We start from the raw sequence: 18,324 nt of genomic DNA, 5'->3' as shown, positions 1-18,324 counted from the left end.
CGATTTAGTTAGCCCCAGTGGCTTGGTGGCATACCTCTTCTGTTTGCTGAGCTGTTGGGGCCAATGAAACTCCGTAAGGCGGAATTTCATCTGCGGCCAAGACGTTACAGCTTGCCAGCTGCGCTGACAATTCGCCTTTCCCCTTGGGTAAATCTGACCTTAAAGATAACAAGACAAAAGAACAGGACGAATTTTAGTGAACTTTAAAATATTGGGCTCTGTAGCCATAGTCGCAGGTACAGCGATAGGCGCCGGTATGTTGGCCTTGCCATTGGCAACGGCTGCTCTGGGCTTACTGCCGGCCCTGCTATTGATGTTGGTCATTTGGGGCATTTCTGCCTACACCTCATTGTTGATGTTGGAAGTCAATCTGCGCTCCGGCGTGGGGGATAACCTGCATGCCATCACAGGTAAAGCCTTGGGTAAGACGGGGCAACTGATTCAAAGCGCCGCCTTTCTCAGCCTGCTGTTTGCCCTGACCGCTGCCTATCTGACCGGCGGCGCCGATCTCCTGGTGCTCAAGGCCAAGGCCTGGTTCGATATGACCCTGGATGGCCAGGACGCGGTACTCTTGTTTACCCTGGCTCTGGGCAGTTTTGCCGCCTTGGGAGTCGGTTGGGTCGATAAGCTCTCCCGCGGGCTGTTTTCTGCCATGATAGTCATGCTGGTGCTGGTGGTACTGTTTCTGTTGCCTGAGGTGAATATGAGCACCTTACTGGAGCAGGCGCCGACCGATTCCTATGCCAATGTGTGGCTGGCCGCCGTGCCTGTGGTATTTACCTCTTTTGGTTTCCATGTCTGTATTGCTACTCTGGTGCGCTATCTCGATGGTGACACGGTTTCCCTACGCAAGGTGCTACTGATAGGCTCCGGCATTCCGCTGGCCTGTTATCTGCTTTGGCTGCTGGTAACCCTGGGTACCGTCGGCGGCGATACCATTCACGGCTTTGGCGGTTCACTGTCGAAACTCATCAGTGCCTTGCAGGCTATCAGCGAGCAGCCTTTGGTGAGCAAGTGCATTGGGCTGTTTGCCGACTTGGCGTTGATCACCTCGTTTCTTGGAGTGACCCTGAGCCTGTTTGACTTCAGCGCCGAGCTTATCCGCGCCAAGAGTAACTTTGTCGGCCGCTTGCAGACTTGGTTGCTGACCTTTATTCCGCCGCTGGCCTGCGCCCTGTATCTGCCGGAAGGTTTTTCAGCGCTGCTGGGTTTTGCCGCCGTGCCTTTAGTGGTGATCATCATCTTCCTGCCGATAGCCATAGCGCTGAAACAGCGGCGTGAGTCGCCGGAAGGCTACAAAGTTGCCGGTGGCAAGCCGGCGATGGCGCTGATGGCCCTCCTGGGGATAGGCATTATAGCTGCCCAGCTGTATGCGACGCTGGGGGCCTAAGCTAAGCCCTTTGTAAGGGAATTTTTCCGAGTCTGTAGCCGCTTGGGAGTCTGTGTTAAAGTCGGGACTTGTGCCCGGCTTTTTTGTTGCACAAAAACAACAAATTGAACTAATACCAGCGAATGGACTTACTAGAATGAAAAAATGGTTACTTGCAACGGCCATAGCCACCAGTTTTGGTGTACAGGCTGATGAGGGCATGTGGCAGCCCTACCAACTGCCGGCCATGGCCGATGAACTCAAGGCCAAGGGACTGGAAATAGACGCCAAGTCTATTTCCAAGCTGACCGAATTCCCGATGAACGCCGTGATAAGCCTGGGGGGCTGCACCGCGTCTTTCGTTTCGCCCAAGGGTCTGGTGGTAACCAACCATCACTGTGCCTACGGCTCCATCCAGTACAACTCCACCCCGGAGAAGAATCTGCTGCGTGATGGCTTCCTGGCGAAAAACTTTGCCGAAGAATTGCCGGCAACTCCGGGCTCGCGGGTATATGTCACCGAAGAGGTCACCAATGTGACCAACAAGGTCAAGCAAGGCCTGGACAACAAGCAGGGCGACGCTTTCTACAAGGGCGTCGAGGCGGCCGAGAAGTCACTGGTGGCCCAGTGTGAAAAAGAAGATGGCTATCGCTGTCAGGTTTACAGCTTCCACGGTGGTCTTGAGTACTATCTGGTGAAGCAGCTGGAAATCCGTGATGTTCGCCTGGTGTATAACCCGGCGGCCAGCGTGGGTAAGTACGGCGGTGATGTCGACAACTGGATGTGGCCGCGCCATACAGGCGATTTCTCCTTCTACCGCGCCTATGTCAACAAAGATGGCAAGCCGGCCGATTTCTCCAAGGATAACGTGCCTTATGAGCCCAAGAGCTTCCTCAAGGTGTCGGCCAAAGGGGTCAAGGAAGGGGACTTTGTGATGGTGGCCGGTTATCCGGGTCGCACCAACAGATACCGCACCGGCAATGAAGTGGAAAACCAGTTTGAGTGGTCCTATCCACAAGGCAAGGAGCTGCGTGAGCGCTTTATCGAGATCATTAAAGAGACGGCCCCGGAAGGCAGTGACGAGCGCATCAAGTACGAGAGCCTGATCGCCGGTCTGGCCAACTATGCCAAGAACTTCACCTCGATGATCGAGTTCTACGGCAAGTCGACCATGCTGGAAGACAAGCGAGCCCTGGAAGCCAAGCTCAAGAGCTGGATCGATGCCGACAGCAGCCGCAAGGCCCAGTATGGCGAGGTGTTGGCACAGCTGGACAAGCTGGTCGCTCAAAGCCAGGCGGATCAGCAGCGTGATATTATCCTGGGCTATCTGGGGTATACCACCATGTTGCCAACGGCCCGCGAACTCTATCGTCTGGCCAATGAAAAGGCGCTGCCGGACATGGAACGCGAGCCGGGTTTCCAGGAGCGTGACATGATCCGCTTCAAGGCCGGTATGGAGCGTATCGATCGCCGTTATGCCGCCAGTGTCGACAAGGCGCTGGTGTTTGAGATGCTCAAGCGTTATGCGGCGCTGCCCAAGTCTGAGCGACTGCCGGCGCTGGACAAGTACTTCGGCATAGGCAACAAGCTCGATGAGGCCAAGCTGAAGAAGACTCTGGACAAGATGTACAAGAATACCAAGCTGGATAACAAAGATGTGCGTCTGGCCTGGATGGACAAGTCGGTTGCCGATTTCAAGGCCTCGAAAGATCCTATGATCCAGTTTGCCGTGGCCTTCTATGACACAGGTATGCAGCTGGAGCAGAAAAAGAAAGAGTTGGCCGGTGAGCTGATGAAGGTGCGTCCTCAGTACATGGAAGCCATCATTGCCTACAACCGTGAGCAGGGTAAACCTGTGTATGCTGATGCCAACTCCAGCCTGCGGGTGACGGTGGGGCATGTGAAGGGCTACTCACCCAAAGACGGTCTCTACGCCGTACCTTTCACTCGTCTGGAAGGCATAGTGCAGAAAGACACCGGGGTTGAGCCTTTCGATGCTCCCAAGAAAGAACTGGAGCTTATCAAGGCCAAGCAATACGGTGACTTCTACTTCAAAGATATTGACTCGGTACCGGTCAACTTCCTCTCAACTCTGGATACCACAGGCGGTAACTCAGGCTCGCCAACCCTCAACGGCCGCGCTGAGCTGGTGGGACTGCTGTTTGACGGTGTTTATGAGAGCATCATAGGTGACTGGAACTACGACGATAACATCAACCGCTCCATTCAGGTGGACAGCCGTTACATGCTGTGGGTGATGAAGTATCTGGATAATGCAGATAACTTACTGCAAGAGATGGAAATCGTTAAGTAAGCTTCGCCATTAATCTGAATCCCCGCCAAGTTGCGGGGATTTTTTTAACTAGCGCTGGGGGGGGGAGAGTTGCAGGGCCTGATTCAACAGCTGGCATACCTCGGCGGCCGGGCGCTCAACCTTATCGGGCAAAGATTGCGGTACCCCGCGGGCCTTGACCAATGATGATTAGGAAGTCTGCTGTCTTACGGTAGGGAAATGTTTCTTTGGGCCCCTTGCAGGGCCCAAAGCGCGCAGGCTTAGCCTTTGATACTGAAGCTGCCTTGCATCACGGCCCAGTGGCCAGGGAAGGAGCAGAAGAAGTTATAGCTTTCTTCCGGTGTCATGCCTTCGGTGCTGAAGCTGATGCTGACTGATTCGCCGCCACCAACCAGAGGTGTGTGGGCAATGACCCGTTCATCACCGGCTTTAACATAGGCGGCATCGGCGCCTGCTGCCATACCATCAGTGGCAATGCCCTGCATATCGGCGCTCTTGCTCAGAACCCAGTTGTGGCCCATGGCTATCACAGGTAGGGTGCCGGAATGAGTCAATGTCAGTTCTACCGTCTTGCAACTGGCGGGAACGCTGAGTTCTTTGGTATCAAATTGCATCGCATCGTTGGCTGTGATGGTCAGGCTGCATTCGTTGGCGCTGGCAGTACTGCTGATAACGGCGCCGGCTCCCAATAGGGCAATACCCGCGAGTCTCTTGGTTAACTTATTCATTTTCAATTCCTTTTCTGGTTTTAGGGTCGATATTTCTCTCGACAGTACGAGAGCCCCGCAGGCTCCCGCCTGGGTTAATCATAACGGTATCTAGCTTAAATGAGAATTAATCTCAGAATTTTAACTATCAGCCGCGGCCGGAGCAGCTGACAGCTGTTTGGGTTGTGATAGACTGACAGTCGAATCAATATTTGCCACGGAGGCACTCATGAAAGGTCCTGGTTTTTGGTCATCTCTTGTTCTGGGTGGTGTATTGCTCACCAGCCCTTTGGCGTTGGCCGATGACAGCGCTCGCCGGGCCCAGGTGGAGCAACTGCTGCTGGAAATGCAGATGGACTCCATGATGGACACGGCTTATACCCAGATGGAACAGATGATTTTGAGCATGCAACAAGAGTTCAATATCAAGGAGAGTGAAAAGCCTTTATTTGAAGAGTTTGCCCGCAAGAGTACGCAGATCTTCAAGCAGGAGCTGGGCTGGGACCGTCTGAAGCAGCCACTGACAGATATTTATGTAAAGCACTACAGTGACAAGGAAATTGCCGATATGCTGGCGTTTTATGCCAGTGACACAGGGCGCTCCATGGTTGCCAAGATGCCGGCCGTGATGCAGGAGTCGATGATGATGACTCAATCGCTGAGCCAGGGACTGCTGCCCAAAATGGAGCAACTGCAGCAAGAGTTTACCAATAAGCTCAAGGCTCATAGAGAAGCCAATCCAGGCGAATAATTTGACTGGCAGCCAGCATAAAAAACGGGAGTCTATGACTCCCGTTTTTGTGTTGTTAGTGGCTTGATTACAGCTCGCGGCGGTAGGGAATACCGCGCTGGGCGCCATGACGGGTCACGGCTATGGAGGCTGCCTTGTTGGCAAAATCCACAGCTTGCTCCATGACCAGCCCTTCACTTAAGGCCACCATCAGGGCACCGTTGAAGGTGTCTCCTGCGGCTACAGTATCAATCACCTTGACCGGATAGCTAGGCACCAGGCCCTCAAACTCGGGATGGCGCACGTAGGCACCGCGGCTGCCGAGGGTGATTACCACTGTACCAACCCCTTTGGCTTGCAGAGCGGCTGCCGCTCTGGCAGCGCCGGCCTCATCTTCGACCTCGATACCGGTAAGCGCTTCGGCCTCGGTCTCGTTGGGAGTGATGATATCCACCAAGGCCAGCATATCGTCTGCCAAGGGGCTTGCGGGAGCCGGGTTGAGTATGGTCACTGTGCCCTGTTGCTTAGCCAGTTGCAGTGCAGTTTTGACTGATTCCAGAGGCGTTTCCAGCTGTGCCAACAGATGGCTGGCGCCTTCGAACAGGTCTTGATGACAGTGGACATCGGCAGGTTCCAGGCTGGCGTTGGCACCCGCGGCCACTCCGATACAGTTTTCACCGTTATCACCGATGAAAATCATCGCACTGCCGGTCGCCATTGCCGGCATCTTCTTCAACCCCTGTGGGTGAATGCCATCGTCCAACCAACTCTTAATCATGGTATCGGCAATGGCGTCGTCCCCAAGATGGCAGATAAAGTCCACTCGGGTACCAGGCTGTGCCAGTCTGGCGGTGGCGACCGCTTGGTTGGCCCCTTTGCCGCCATGTTCCAACCGGTAGCTGCGGCTCATCAGTGTTTGCCCAGGCTCGGGCAGGTGACTGAATTCCATCACATGATCGGCGTTGGCACTGCCGATTATCACTAGTCTGCTCATATTTTAATCCTGATAGGCGTAGAGGCTATCAACCAGCAGATCCACAAAGCCTTCACGATCCAGATGCATCAGCACCTTGGCGTTGGCGGGTTTACCGGTCAGGTGGTAACGATCGACAACAGTCATCCCTACAGTCAGTTCGCTCTGGGTTTCGATGGCCACATGGCAGTCCAGGCCGATGAACAGCTCAGGCTTGAGCAGCCAGGCTATGGTGCAGGGGTCATGCAGTGGTGCGCCATCAAAGCCCCACTTGGGATCCTTGTGGTAGATAACAAAGAATTCCAGCAGATCGGCAACACACTTGGCAACCTTGTTGGGAATAGCGCGGAAACGGGCCACATCCTGTTCCATGATCTGCGCCTCATGGGTCACATCCAGCCCGGCCATGACGATGGGGATATCTGACTTGAACACCATGTCGGCCGCTTCCGGGTCAACAAAAATGTTGAATTCGGCGGCAGGAGTCCAGTTGCCGACACCGGCGGCGCCGCCCATCAGCACTATCTGTTCGATACGGGATTTGAGTTCGGGATAGGCACTCAGGAAAATCGCGATATTGGTTAATGGCCCGGTGGGCACCAGAGTCACCGGCTGGCTGCTTTGGCGGATTTTTTCGGCCATCAGTTCCCAGGCCATTACCGGCTGAGGTTCAAAGGCGGGATCCGGTAGTTCAGGACCATCGAGCCCGGATTCACCGTGAACATTGTCGGCAATGATCAGCTCTCTTGCCAAAGGCTTGGGGGCACCGCTGGCTACAGGTATATCGGTTCTGCCCAGTAGAGTAAGCACTCGCATGGCATTGTTGAGTGTTTTTTCCTGGGTTTGGTTACCGGCGCTGGTAGTCACGGCCAATAGTTCCAGTTCAGGGTTGGCCAGGGCCAGGATCAAGGCAATGGCATCATCATGGCCGGGATCGCAGTCGAGAATGATAGGGCGTTTCATGCTGTTACTCCTTTCGCAATTTGCCCGAGCATAGCATGACTCAGTGGCGTGCGCAGACCCCAATGGCAAACTGTGAAGTGTTCCTCAACTGATTGTTGAAATCTGCTACAATCCGCGGCCTTAAAGGATTGAATCAAAGGGGGCTCGGTGGGAAAGATACGGGCAATCTGGAAAGACCTGGCTTTTATCGGCTCTTTTGCGCTTGCCGGTGGACTGTTCTCGGCTCTTGGGCTCTTTTTTGTCAAGGATAGTGTTGAATCCTGGCAGGAAGTGAATATCCTGCTCGAGCGAGGTGTCGAGACCCAAGGTTATATCGCCCGGCGTGCTCAACAATATGTGCCCCCGGGGCGCTGGGGTGTCGGCCGTTATGAGTGGGATTGCCTGGTGCATTACCAGTTGCCTAACGGCGGTGAGCATTATATCTGGAATCCCCCAGACCTGCTTTGCGACTCAAAAAGCGTCGGTGAGGCTGTGACCCTTTGGTATTTGCCTGAGGAACCTGGCATAGCGCGCACCGATATCCAGTACTATCGAGAGCAACAAAATACCTGGCACGAACTGTTGGGTATTCTATTGGCGTTGCCTATGTTGGCGCTAGGCGGTTGGACTCTGACCAAAGCGGGTCAATGTTTACGCTTTTTCCTGGCCAGAGAGCGACTCTCTCCTCGGCTTGAGCCGTTGCTGGAGGCCGATACCCCCGACGAGTTACTGGCATTTCTTGAAGTCAACCGGGCCAGCCCGGCCAGTAGCTTTTTGGGGCGGCAGGCTCTTGGCTACATTGCCGCCAGACCTGAATGGCAGACGCGTTTTCTTGCCTGGTTTGTCCCTGTGTGCCTCAAGTGGGAGTCGTCAAGTAAAGGCGAGGGCGCCTCTGGCCTCGAACTTTCATTGCAATGGACTCTCGGTCGTCGTTACCCTGAGTTTACTCTGGCACTGCTCGATGGCATTCGCAGCCTGTTTACTGAGCATGAACTGGCGAAGATGGTCTTCTCCCAGCATCTGACCGAGCTGCAACGCAAACCTTGGAGCACTGAAATTCAGGGGCAATTCAATGCCTTGTTATTGGGGCGGCAAATGCCTTTGGGTGACAACGGATTTATCCACACCGAGGTGAGTCGCTTGGTATGTCTTGGCTGGCTTTTGAATAACCTGGAATCGCTGCCAGAGGTTTGGCGAGGCGCTACTGCAGCCTTGCTCAAGGCGCTCGCAGCGCAGCTGCCACTCAATCCTTTGAGCCGTAAACAGCGTAAAAAACAAGTGTCATACTGGCGCAATATTCTCACCAGTCTGGCATCCAAGTCTAACTCGGGGGCAATAGGTCGAAAGCGCCAGGCACAGCTGGATCAAATGGAAGCCGATATCCAGGCTCTGGCCGCTAGCCGCGGTTTTAAGCTGACCAGGTAAGATGAAAAAGCGTCGATGTGCTATCTATTGGCGATATCTGTAAACCAATGACGACTGACGGGGTGAGATATCTCTGATTCTGTGGCGAACGGAATGTAAATCTCTTTTCTGTCACTTTGCAGTTCATTCAGGTATGTTAAAATTGTTTGCTGTTTCAGGGAGTCAGAAACTCTGGTGAAACTTTGGTTGCCTTAAGCCATTCAATAATTGGTGCGGCGTTTTCGGATCTTGGATCTGTTATTGGGAGAAAACATGGAACATTTCATCGGAGCCATCAAAAAATACGCCGACTTTACCGGTCGAGCCCGACGGACAGAATACTGGATGTTTGTTCTGTTCTATATCATTTTCAGTATGGTTGTCAGTGCTATCGACTATGCTCTGGGTACCACAGTGCTGGGGCTGATTTATTCTTTGGGTCTGCTATTACCCTCTATTGCGATTGCGGCGCGTCGACTGCATGACACTGACCGCAGTGGTTGGTGGCAGCTGTTGGGGCTAATCCCTGTTATAGGTTGGATTGTACTGCTGGTCTTCTACTGCCAGGACAGCGAAGTGGGTGACAACCGTTTTGGCAGTAACCCCAAAGAGCTGGGTTAATAGCTAAGAGCATAAAAAGGGAGCCTCGGCTCCCTTTTTGTTTTTCAGGGTAAATCTGCGGCGGTCCGTCGTCGTCAAAATTAGACATTTATCCATATAGACGTCTATAATGCCCGCTCTCGGCCAGGCCGGGAATGACAGCACAGTATTTCAGTCAACCTCTCGTGGTGCCCCGGAATTAAAGACCGGGGATAATCGGGAAGCCGGTGAGAATCCGGCACTGCCCCCGCAACGGTAAATGGTGAGAGACAGGCGCGCCCAAGCGGCGTCATAAAAGCCGGTTCTTGCGCGGTCAACCGCATAGCCAAAGTCCGGAGACCGGCCCTGGAGGTATTTCGATGATTTCGGTGGGCAGATCTCGAAATGCGGCAGCCAAGGGGCTCTCCCTGCCGTGGCACTCTTGCCCCGTTTCCCTTTCAGGAGTCAAAGGAAAATGGGTTTCAAACTAAATCATCTCGCGCTGCTTTGCGGTGCATTTACCTCTGTTCCCGTCATGGCGAGCGTGACACCCAAGGCTGTGGATGAACAGCTGGTGGTCATTGGCCGTCAGGATGACACGCCGCTCAATATTGCTGCCAATGTGGTGGTCATAGATGCCGCCGATATTCAGCAAAGTGGTGCCAGTAATCTGAGCGAGTTGCTGCGTGGCCGCAGTGGCATTCAAATATCCGACAATAACTCAGGGCCTGTGCTGGCGATGCGCGGTTTTTCGGCCAGTCAGGCGGTGAATAACACCCTGATACTGATTGATGGTCGCCGACTCAACAATATCGATATTGCCGCTCCCAGTCTGAGTGCCATTGCAGTCAATCAGATTGAAAGGGTGGAGATCCTATCCGGCAGTGCCGGGGTGCTTTATGGCGATCAGGCCGTCGGTGGGGTGATCAATATTATCACCAAGGCACCCAATGCCAGCGGTGGCAACCTGACCCTCTCAGGTGGCAGCTTCGATACCTACGAAGGCCGTGGCGATCTGTCCGGTGCCATCAATGACAACTGGCGTTACTATTTGGCTGCTGCTTATAACGAGAGTGACAACTACCGTAAAAACAATGCCAACGAAACCGGTTCTGTGCTGGGGCGTCTGCAATATGATTCAGAGTTGACCAACTTCTTTGTCGAAGGCAGTTACTACGATAATAAGCGTCAGACCCCTGGTGCGTTGACCAAGGCACAGTTTGAGGTCGATCCTCGCCAGGCGACATCGACGCCGGGGGATTACAACCATGAGATGACTTCCGCCTGGCGTGCTCATATTCAGCGCCAGGTGCACGCCAACTGGGCTTTGGTTGCGGACCTTAACTACAGTGACACTCTAGTGTCCAGCGTCAGCTATGGCAGCCCGGGTCGGAATGAGCGCTCGTTGTTGGAATTCAACCCCAAGGCGCTTGGGCGTTATCAGACCCGCAATGGTGAGCTGAGCATAGTCATAGGCGCAGATATTCAACGGGGTGAAACCGAGTTCGATCTCAGTTATATGCAGCGCAGCAATACCCAAACCATGACCAGCACCTATCTACAGGCCAATGTGCCACTGACCAGCAGCCTGAGCTATGTGGTGGGTGGGCGCTATGCCAAGGTCAAGGATGAACTCAAGGATGGTAAAGTTTATCCCAATGGCATAGATCTGGATGAAGACGCTCACGCGCTCGAGTTGGGGCTCAACTATCGGCCGCTGGAAGGCCACAGATTTTATCTTCGCGGTGATGAGAGCTTCCGTTTCGCCAAGGTCGATGAGCAAGCTTATACGCCGCCAACGGTCGTCGGCCTCAAGCCGCAGACCGGCCGTTCCATTGAAGCCGGCTGGGATTGGACCTTGAGCAACCAGAGCCTGCGTCTGAACCTGTACCGGCTGTCGCTGGAAGATGAAATTGTCTTTGATCCCAGTGCCGATATGCCTATCGGCGGCGCTTTCCCCGGTGCCAACGTCAATGCCGATGCTTCCCGTCGTTATGGCGCCAGCCTCGACTGGGACTGGCAGCTCAATGAGATGCTGCAGTTGGGACTTGAGTACAACTATATCGATGCCGAATTTACTGAAGGCGCCAACAAAGGCAAATCTCTCTCCTGGGTGGCCGAGCATTCAGGGCGTGTCTACACCAGTGTGGACTTTGGTCAGCACTGGCAGCTATTTGTCGAGGGCCAGTATTTGGGTGACAGATATATGGAAGGTGACAATGGCAATCAGCACGATAAACTGGACAGCTACTGGCTGGGAAATATCGCCCTCAACTACAGCCGTGATGCCTGGCTTGCCAGCCTGAGGGTCGACAACCTGTTTGACAAGCAATATGCCAGCTCAGGTTATTTCAGTACCTGGGGCGATGGTTATTACTCAGGAAGCGGCCGGGCGCTGAGATTCAGCGTCAGCTATCGCTTCTGATAGCATAGAAAGCCGGGGTTTCCCGGCTTTTTTCTGCCCGTATTTCTATCGGTTGTAGTTTAGAACCTGGGCCTTTTCGAGCACCGACAAGGAGGCAAGAGTCGAAATATGAAAGCTGATTTTAGGTATGGTTTGAGAGGCGGGGTTATAGCCCTGTTGTCGCTGTTTTTGCTGGCGTGCTCAGAACCCAAGCTGGCTTATATCGGCAGTAATGGCAAACTGCTGGCCTTCGGTGACAGCCTGACCCAAGGCGTGGGTGCCAAGGCCGGGCATGATTATCCCAGCCGTCTGGCTGAGTTGTGCCGTTGTGAGGTGATCAACGCCGGGATTTCCGGTGAGCAATCGGCTGCCGGGCTTGAGCGTTTGCCGGCGCTGCTGGATGAAACCAAGCCGGATCTGCTTATTTTGCTTGAAGGCGGTAACGATATTCTCCGCGGTCGCAGCCAGGCGCAATTGACGCAAAACATTGAGACCATGTTACTTGAGGCCAAAGAGCGGCAAATTCCGGTAGTGCTGCTGGCTGTGCCGCAAAAGAGTCTGTTGCTGTCACCTCTGCCTTTATATGCCGAACTGGCCGACAAGCACGGTGCCATATTGCTGGAGGATACTTTATCTGAGCTTTTGCGTTCAAACGAGCTCAAGTCAGATAATGTACATCTTAATCAACAGGGTTATTTACGTTTGGCACAAATCATCTTCTCCAAGCTGCAGGAGGCGGGCGCTTTTTGATGCTACTTTTTTGATTCTATTTAGCAAAAACCGGGCTAATTATCGATTGAACTTGACCCTGGTGGGCGTTTTGTGGGTAAATTCTCTGCCATAATAAATGGCAATAGTGCCTTCATAATAAATAACAGCAGGTTTAAAGAATCACATGACAGATCTTGAGCAGCAGGTTTTTACTCAAGTGCGTGCCATTATTGCCAACGAAGAGCAGGTGATAGGGCGCCGCGGCATCCTGATCCCGCTTAAGAAGGCTATTATTGCCGATGGTGATATCCGCAATGTGATCGATATTGTCGCGACCGATCCCGCGCTGGCAGCCCATTTGCTGTGGCGCAGCAATAACGCGCTCTCACCTTCAGTCCAGCCCAACCGCAGCCTCAAGGATGCCTTGGTGCGCCTTGGACAGGTCAATATCTACCGTTATGCCTTTAGTTTCTATCTTAAGGAGCGGCTCGATGAATTGCCGCAGCCATATCGCAAGCTGGTACAAGGCTATTGGCGTTTGACCGAGTCAGTGGCGATCGAATCTGTGGACAGTTTGCATCAGATGCAAGGGGTGCAGATAGACGCGGACGAAGTGCAGACTCTGGCACTATTCAGCGTATTCGGTCAGATAATAGCCCTGACAGCGTTTGCTTATCTCAACGCCGAAGCCGAGCAATGCTTTCCGCTGGGCATTATCAAGACATTAATAGATACCCAGCAGCAGACGCTGACGGTGGAAGCTTTTGAATCTCTGGGGTTGGATGATGAGCTGCAAAGCGAGTTTATGGTTGCTCATAACCTGAGACAGACCCGGGATCCCAATTCGCCCGGACTGGTACTGAGAAGGGTATTGTCCCAGCGCGGTCTGCTGCTGAATCCTCTCTAGATGCTTTGTGACTGCCGCCGCCTTTAAGGGACGGTGGCAGCCGCTCAGTCAGTGTCTGTCCTGACGCTGTAATCCCTCTTTGGCAATCAATTCCAGCAGCCTTTGCAGTTGCACTCTATTGCTGCTGTCGCGGCGGTAGGCACCGAACAGCGGCCGTTTCAGGCCTTCCTGCCCCAGTTTCACCGAGGTCAGGCTCAAGCCCTGGGCTTCGGTCAGTGACCAGCTGGGTAAGGCCGCTACCCCTTCTTTACAGGCGATGCGTTGCAGCAATACATTGGTGAGATCGCAGCGTTTTTGTGGGCCAGGCACCACCCCGGCCGGCTCAAGGAAGTGACGGAAAATATCCAGCCTTTCCAGCGGTACCGGATAACTGATGATAGCTTCCCCGGCCAGTTGCTGCGGCAGAATATAGCTGTTGCCTGCCAGCGGGTGATCTTTGGCCATCACCAGTCTCACCTCAAAATCAAACAGATGCTGGTAGGCAAGGGCATGGCCGGGTACAGGATCTGAGGTTAGCACTATATCCAGCTCACCGGTTTCCAGTGCATTGAGTGAGTCGAACAGGTGGCGGCTGGAGAGATCCAGATTGGCATCCGGATAAGACTGATGAAAGGCTTCCATCACAGGCATTAACCAGCGAAAGCAGCTGTGGCACTCAATACCCACCTTCAAGGGGCCGCAGTTTCCTGATAGGCCTCGCTTGAGTACAAATTCGGTTTCCTGTACCCGAGGTAATATCTCTTCTGCCAGGGTCAGCAGACGACTACCTTCAAGCGTGAAGGTCAGAGGTTTGCTTTTGCGGACAAATACCTGGGAGTTAATCCGGGTCTCCAGCTCTTTAATTTGGTGCGACAGTGCCGACTGGGTGACAAAACGTTTCTTCGCCGCGCCGGCCAGACTGCCACTTTCTTTCAGTGCTATCAGAGTACGAAGGTGTCTCAGCTCTATCATTTCCTCTCCACATGAATGCCGCTCATGTTGCCCTTGAATTCAATTCGGTTGCCTGTGTTGAGACTAACACAATAAACTTCTAGACGTCCAGACGCCCATGTTTATTTGTTGTATTCCGGCGTCATCAGTCATTTGCCGCATGTTTTATAAAGGATGGTATACATTATGCGATTAAACAGTCTTGGCTTTCCCCGTATCGGGCGTCGACGTGAACTCAAGTTTGCTTTGGAGAAGTATTGGCGTGGTGAGTCCAGCGTGGCCGAATTAGAAAGCGTTGCCAATGAGCTTAGGCGCACCCATTGGCAGTGGCAGGCTGATGCCGGGGTGGAGCTGTTACCGGTCGGCGATTTTGCTTACTATGATCAGGTGCTGACCCTGAGTGCGACTCTGGGGGTAATCCCAGAGCGTCACTGTGATGGCGGCGCTGTCAATCTCGATACCCTGTTCCGGATTGCCCGTGGCCGAGCGCCCAGTGGCAAGCATGCGCCGGCGTCTGAAATGACCAAGTACTTCAACACCAACTACCATTATCTGGTGCCTGAGCTCAGCGAAGATCAACGCTTCGATATCGCCTGGGAACAGTTGTTTGAAGAGGTGACCGAGGCTCAGGCGTTGGGCCACACCGCCAAGCCGGTACTCTTGGGGCCGGTCACTTTCCTGTATCTGTCCAAAACAGTGGGTTCAGAGTTCGACCGTTTGACACTGCTGCCGGCGCTGCTGGAATGTTATCAAACCATTCTGGCCCGATTTGCCGCCCAAGGCGTCGAATGGGTGCAATTGGATGAACCTGCGCTGGCACTTGAGCTGGATGACAACTGGCAGCAGGCCTTTAATCAGGCCTACGGCGTGTTCAAGTCGGCGCCGCTCAAGCTGTTGCTGGCAACCTATTACGGCACTGTCGCCCACCATCAAAGTCTGTTGTCGGCACTGCCGGTGGCGGGTATTCACCTGGATCTGGTCACCGCGCCCGAGCAGTTGCAGGCCTTTGCTGGTGCATTGGCACCCGAGCAGGTGTTGTCGGTTGGGGTGATCAACGGCCGTAACGTCTGGGCCGCCGATCTGGATCTTGTGGCCGAGCAGTTGGCGCCACTGGCACGGGATCTGGGAGACCGGCTCTGGCTCGCTACTTCCTGCTCCCTGTTGCATACCCCGGTGGATCTTGAGGTGGAAACCGCGCTGGCGCCCGAGCTTAAAAGTCTGCTGGCCTTTGCCCGGCAAAAACTCACCGAGTTGCAGGAGCTCAAGGCGCTTTTGGAGGCGCCTGAGACTGAAAATGCCAAAGCCGTGGTCACCCGTTGCCGGAGTCGGCGCGCGGCCAGGGCGCAGGGGCGTAATCAACCGCTCAGTGCCAGAATTGATGCCTTGATTGCGGCTGATTACGACCGAAACCATGAGTTTGAGGTGCGCAGACAAGCCCAGCAGGCCAGGTTCAAGCTGCCTTTGTTGCCGACGACTACCATAGGTTCATTCCCGCAGACGGCGGCCATTCGTAACCTGCGTAGCCGCTGGCGCAAGGGGGAGTTGGACGATGCTGTATACACAGAGCAACTGCAACAGGTGACCCGGGATACCATAGAACGGCAGCTCAAGCTGGGAATAGATGTGCTGGTACACGGTGAAGCCGAGCGCAACGACATGGTGGAATACTTTGGTGAACAGCTCGACGGCGTTGGTTTTACCAAACATGGCTGGGTGCAGAGTTATGGTTCTCGTTGCGTTAAGCCGCCGCTGATCTATGCCGATGTGACCCGTCCCAAGGCGATGACAGTCGACTGGGCCGAGTATGCCCAGAGTCTAACCGATAGACCGGTGAAAGGCATGCTGACCGGGCCTGTGACCCTATTGCATTGGTCCTTTGCCCGCGAGGATATTAGCCGCGAACAGATAGCGACTCAGTTGGCTCTGGCGATACGCGATGAAGTGGTGGCATTGGAGCAGGCGGGCATAGGCATTATTCAGATTGATGAGCCGGCGTTTAGGGAAGGTTTGCCGCTCAAACGCAGCGATTGGGCCCATTATCTCGATTGGGCTGTGGCCGCCTTCAAGCTCAGCGCCGCCGGTGTCAGGGACGAGACCCAAATTCACACCCATATGTGCTACAGCGAATTCAACGACACTATTGCCGCAATTGCCGCCATGGATGCCGATGTGATCACCATAGAAACATCGCGCTCACGGATGGAGTTGTTGAATGCCTTTGAAGACTTTGACTATCCCAATGAAATCGGCCCCGGGGTTTACGATATTCACTCCCCCAACATTCCAACAGTGGAGGCCATGGTGAGCCTGATTGAAAAGGCGGCGCAGAAAATTCCTCTGCGCCAGCTCTGGGTTAACCCGGATTGCGGCTTGAAGACCCGTAATTGGGAGGAAGTTGAGCCGGCTTTAAAGAACATGGTTGATGCCACCAGGGAGTTGCGACGTCGACTCGGGTGATAAAATTCTGTGGTTAATAACAGTCAGGGGCGCAATGCGCCCCTGATGTTGATTGACTTCAACGCGGTAAAGATTCAACTCATGCTTATTCCCAGTATCATCAGGCCCACAGTGCCCATGATGATCAAGCTTGAAAAGATTGTGCCCAGAATGGCGAAGATTTTCTGCCGCTCTTTTTGTACCAGGCCACCAATACCCAACCCCAAAGACACCAGACAGACCAGCATCATAAAGATGATCATTAACCCTACAAGAACCGCTTCCATGGAGTTTTCATCCATGCCGCCCGGTGTTGTTGTTTCCAGGGTTCCGGCAACAATAAAAGTAATAAACAGGGCGATTCCACTCAATATGCTGGTGACAAATGAGGCTATCCCTGGACCTGAATGTTTTAATTGCATGGCAATCCCTTGATTTTTTCTGATGGTTATCCAACTGAGAAATATACAGAAACTGAGGGAAATATGCCATCGGCCATTTCTGTCTATACTCAGGTCAGCAACCGGACTCAGATAACTATCAGGAGAAGCCCCATGAGTCATGTATACAAGATAATAGAACTGACAGGTTCATCCCCCATCAGCTCAGATGAAGCGGTCAAGAATGCCATCGCGGCGGCCAGTCAGTCGCTGCACAATCTGCGCTGGTTTGAAGTGATAGATACCCGCGGCCACCTGGAAGCCGGTGTCATCGCTCATTGGCAGGTCACCATCAAAGTGGGTTTTACCCTGGATTAGACTTGAATTTAGGCATCTCTTGGCAGGCCTTTTTCCACTATCCGGATCAGGCGTCCTGTCTTGCGGGCGGGAATGGGCACTGTGTCCTTGCCGCTGAGTTTTTCTGCCTGCTGCGCCAGTGCCCACGTTATGTGCTCGGCGACCAGCTCCGAGGCATCTGTCAGTCGCGCCTGCAGGGCGACAACTATGGTTTCACTGCCGGGGGCATTGCCCAGCGCCACTGCAATATTACGTAGCCAGCGTTCATGACCTATGCGGCGAATGGCGCTGCCTTCGGTGTTTTTCAAAAACTCGGTCTCGCTCCAGGCGAACAGCTCCAGCAGTTTGGGTTGCTTAAGTTGTGGCCTTAGATGAAAGTCTGTCTCTGCGGTCAAGGGGGCGGCGCGGTTGATGGGGCATACCAGTTGACAGTCATCGCAACCGTAGATGCGATTGCCGAGCAGTGGTCGAAACTCCAGCGGAATGCTGCCGGCCAGCTCTATGGTGAGGTAGGAGATACAGCGGCGCCCATCGACCACATAAGGCTCGACTATGGCGCCGGTTGGGCAACTTGTGATGCAGGCAACGCAGGTGTTGCAGCCTTCGGCTATGGCGACATCCAAGGGTAGCGGCAGGTTCACCAGCAGTTCGCCGAGGAAAAACCAACTGCCGGCCTCATGGTTGAGGATCAGTGAGTGTTTACCTGTCCAGCCGATCCCGGCCTTTGCTGCCAGCGGCCGTTCCAGAATGGGAGCCGAGTCGACGAAGGGCCGAAAGCCACTGCCTTCAAGTTGCAGGGTTTTGAGCGCTTCATCTATGCGCTCGCCCAACTTTTTCAAGCGATTACGCATCAGCTTGTGATAGTCGCGGCCACCGGCATAACGGGAGATATAGCCAAGGTTAGGATCTTTGAGATTGAAGGCAAACCCCGCTTCTGGCGGCAGATAGTCCATCCGTACTGAGATGACTCGCAAAGTGCCGGGATGCAGTTCGGCCGGGCGGGCCCGCATCATGCCGTGGCTGGCCATATAGCCCATTTCACCGTGATAGCCCTTATCGAGCCAGGCCTGTAACCTGGGCTCTTCGCGGCGAAGATCTGTATCTGTGATCCCCACTTGAGCAAAACCCAGCTCTTTGCCCCAGGCTTTTATGTCGCGGGCGAGCTTTCCAAGCATACAGGGATCAAATTGTGGTGGTTGAGG

The 18,324-nt window shown here is 54.0% G+C and carries 16 protein-coding genes and 1 riboswitch; of the genes, 10 read left to right on the top strand and 6 right to left on the bottom strand.

The window, feature by feature from the left end; genetic code table 11:
- Positions 1 to 196 precede the first annotated feature (196 nt).
- On the top strand, positions 197 to 1,390 hold the full coding sequence (locus AYI96_RS11115) for an aromatic amino acid transport family protein (RefSeq protein ID WP_144361614.1): 1,194 nt from the start codon (positions 197 to 199) through the stop codon (positions 1,388 to 1,390).
- Between the two features lie 136 nt (positions 1,391 to 1,526).
- A complete protein-coding gene (locus AYI96_RS11110) occupies positions 1,527 to 3,683 on the top strand; it encodes a S46 family peptidase (RefSeq protein WP_144361613.1) in 2,157 nt (718 codons plus the stop codon).
- Positions 3,684 to 3,922: 239 nt separating this feature from the next.
- On the opposite strand, the gene azu is transcribed toward AYI96_RS11110, so the two are convergent.
- Positions 3,923 to 4,390, bottom strand: coding sequence for an azurin (gene azu / locus AYI96_RS11105; RefSeq protein ID WP_039035576.1), 468 nt, complete (start codon positions 4,388 to 4,390; stop codon positions 3,923 to 3,925).
- Positions 4,391 to 4,598: 208 nt separating this feature from the next.
- Between azu and AYI96_RS11100 the strand changes: the two genes are divergently transcribed.
- Positions 4,599 to 5,120: a DUF2059 domain-containing protein gene (locus AYI96_RS11100; protein ID WP_144361612.1), complete on the top strand. Its 522-nt coding sequence runs from the start codon at positions 4,599 to 4,601 to the stop codon at positions 5,118 to 5,120.
- Between the two features lie 67 nt (positions 5,121 to 5,187).
- On the opposite strand, the gene rbsK is transcribed toward AYI96_RS11100, so the two are convergent.
- Positions 5,188 to 6,093 carry a ribokinase gene (rbsK, locus tag AYI96_RS11095; protein WP_144361611.1) on the bottom strand — a complete coding sequence of 302 codons (906 nt, stop codon included), beginning with the start codon at positions 6,091 to 6,093 and terminating at the stop codon, positions 5,188 to 5,190.
- A 3-nt stretch (positions 6,094 to 6,096) separates the two neighbouring features.
- The gene (gene rihA / locus AYI96_RS11090; protein ID WP_144361610.1) at positions 6,097 to 7,035 is read right to left on the bottom strand and encodes a pyrimidine-specific ribonucleoside hydrolase RihA; all 939 of its coding nucleotides are present in this window, start codon (positions 7,033 to 7,035) and stop codon (positions 6,097 to 6,099) included.
- 147 nt (positions 7,036 to 7,182) lie between these two features.
- On the opposite strand from rihA, the gene AYI96_RS11085 reads away from it, so the two are divergent.
- The 5 genes from AYI96_RS11085 to AYI96_RS11065 all read left to right on the top strand — a co-directional run bounded on the left by AYI96_RS11085 (position 7,183) and on the right by AYI96_RS11065 (position 13,019).
- Complete coding sequence (locus tag AYI96_RS11085) at positions 7,183 to 8,439, top strand: DUF3592 domain-containing protein (protein ID WP_144361609.1); 1,257 nt, start codon at positions 7,183 to 7,185, stop codon at positions 8,437 to 8,439.
- A 252-nt stretch (positions 8,440 to 8,691) separates the two neighbouring features.
- Positions 8,692 to 9,039: a DUF805 domain-containing protein gene (locus AYI96_RS11080; RefSeq protein WP_039035572.1), complete on the top strand. Its 348-nt coding sequence runs from the start codon at positions 8,692 to 8,694 to the stop codon at positions 9,037 to 9,039.
- 148 nt (positions 9,040 to 9,187) lie between these two features.
- Positions 9,188 to 9,381, top strand: a riboswitch (cobalamin riboswitch).
- 91 nt (positions 9,382 to 9,472) lie between these two features.
- On the top strand, positions 9,473 to 11,422 hold the full coding sequence (locus AYI96_RS11075) for a TonB-dependent receptor (protein WP_039035571.1): 1,950 nt from the start codon (positions 9,473 to 9,475) through the stop codon (positions 11,420 to 11,422).
- 108 nt (positions 11,423 to 11,530) lie between these two features.
- Positions 11,531 to 12,151, top strand: a complete 621-nt coding sequence (locus AYI96_RS11070) for a GDSL-type esterase/lipase family protein (RefSeq protein ID WP_071477368.1) — start codon at positions 11,531 to 11,533, stop codon at positions 12,149 to 12,151.
- Positions 12,152 to 12,296: 145 nt separating this feature from the next.
- Positions 12,297 to 13,019 carry an HDOD domain-containing protein gene (locus tag AYI96_RS11065; protein ID WP_039035569.1) on the top strand — a complete coding sequence of 241 codons (723 nt, stop codon included), beginning with the start codon at positions 12,297 to 12,299 and terminating at the stop codon, positions 13,017 to 13,019.
- A 48-nt stretch (positions 13,020 to 13,067) separates the two neighbouring features.
- Here the strand turns inward: AYI96_RS11065 and AYI96_RS11060 are convergent, their stop codons facing one another.
- Positions 13,068 to 13,970: a LysR family transcriptional regulator gene (locus AYI96_RS11060; protein WP_039035568.1), complete on the bottom strand. Its 903-nt coding sequence runs from the start codon at positions 13,968 to 13,970 to the stop codon at positions 13,068 to 13,070.
- 165 nt (positions 13,971 to 14,135) lie between these two features.
- Here AYI96_RS11060 and metE point away from each other — a divergent pair, with 165 nt between their 5' ends.
- The gene (gene metE, locus AYI96_RS11055; protein ID WP_144361608.1) at positions 14,136 to 16,406 is read left to right on the top strand and encodes a 5-methyltetrahydropteroyltriglutamate--homocysteine S-methyltransferase; all 2,271 of its coding nucleotides are present in this window, start codon (positions 14,136 to 14,138) and stop codon (positions 16,404 to 16,406) included.
- 74 nt (positions 16,407 to 16,480) lie between these two features.
- Here the strand turns inward: metE and AYI96_RS11050 are convergent, their stop codons facing one another.
- Positions 16,481 to 16,807 carry a hypothetical protein gene (locus AYI96_RS11050; protein ID WP_039035566.1) on the bottom strand — a complete coding sequence of 109 codons (327 nt, stop codon included), beginning with the start codon at positions 16,805 to 16,807 and terminating at the stop codon, positions 16,481 to 16,483.
- A gap of 132 nt (positions 16,808 to 16,939) precedes the next feature.
- Between AYI96_RS11050 and AYI96_RS11045 the strand changes: the two genes are divergently transcribed.
- Positions 16,940 to 17,143 carry a dodecin gene (locus AYI96_RS11045; protein ID WP_025009040.1) on the top strand — a complete coding sequence of 68 codons (204 nt, stop codon included), beginning with the start codon at positions 16,940 to 16,942 and terminating at the stop codon, positions 17,141 to 17,143.
- Positions 17,144 to 17,151: 8 nt separating this feature from the next.
- Here the strand turns inward: AYI96_RS11045 and queG are convergent, their stop codons facing one another.
- Positions 17,152 to 18,297, bottom strand: a complete 1,146-nt coding sequence (queG, locus tag AYI96_RS11040) for a tRNA epoxyqueuosine(34) reductase QueG (RefSeq protein ID WP_260852994.1) — start codon at positions 18,295 to 18,297, stop codon at positions 17,152 to 17,154.
- Between the last annotated feature and the right edge of the window lie 27 nt (positions 18,298 to 18,324).

Origin of the sequence: Shewanella sp. MSW, from assembly GCF_007636515.1 — a bacterium.
Taxonomy (GTDB): Bacteria; Pseudomonadota; Gammaproteobacteria; order Enterobacterales; family Shewanellaceae; genus Shewanella; species Shewanella indica.
The sequence above is the reverse complement of the archived record's forward strand: the minus strand, read 5'-3'. Positions and strand labels throughout refer to the sequence as shown.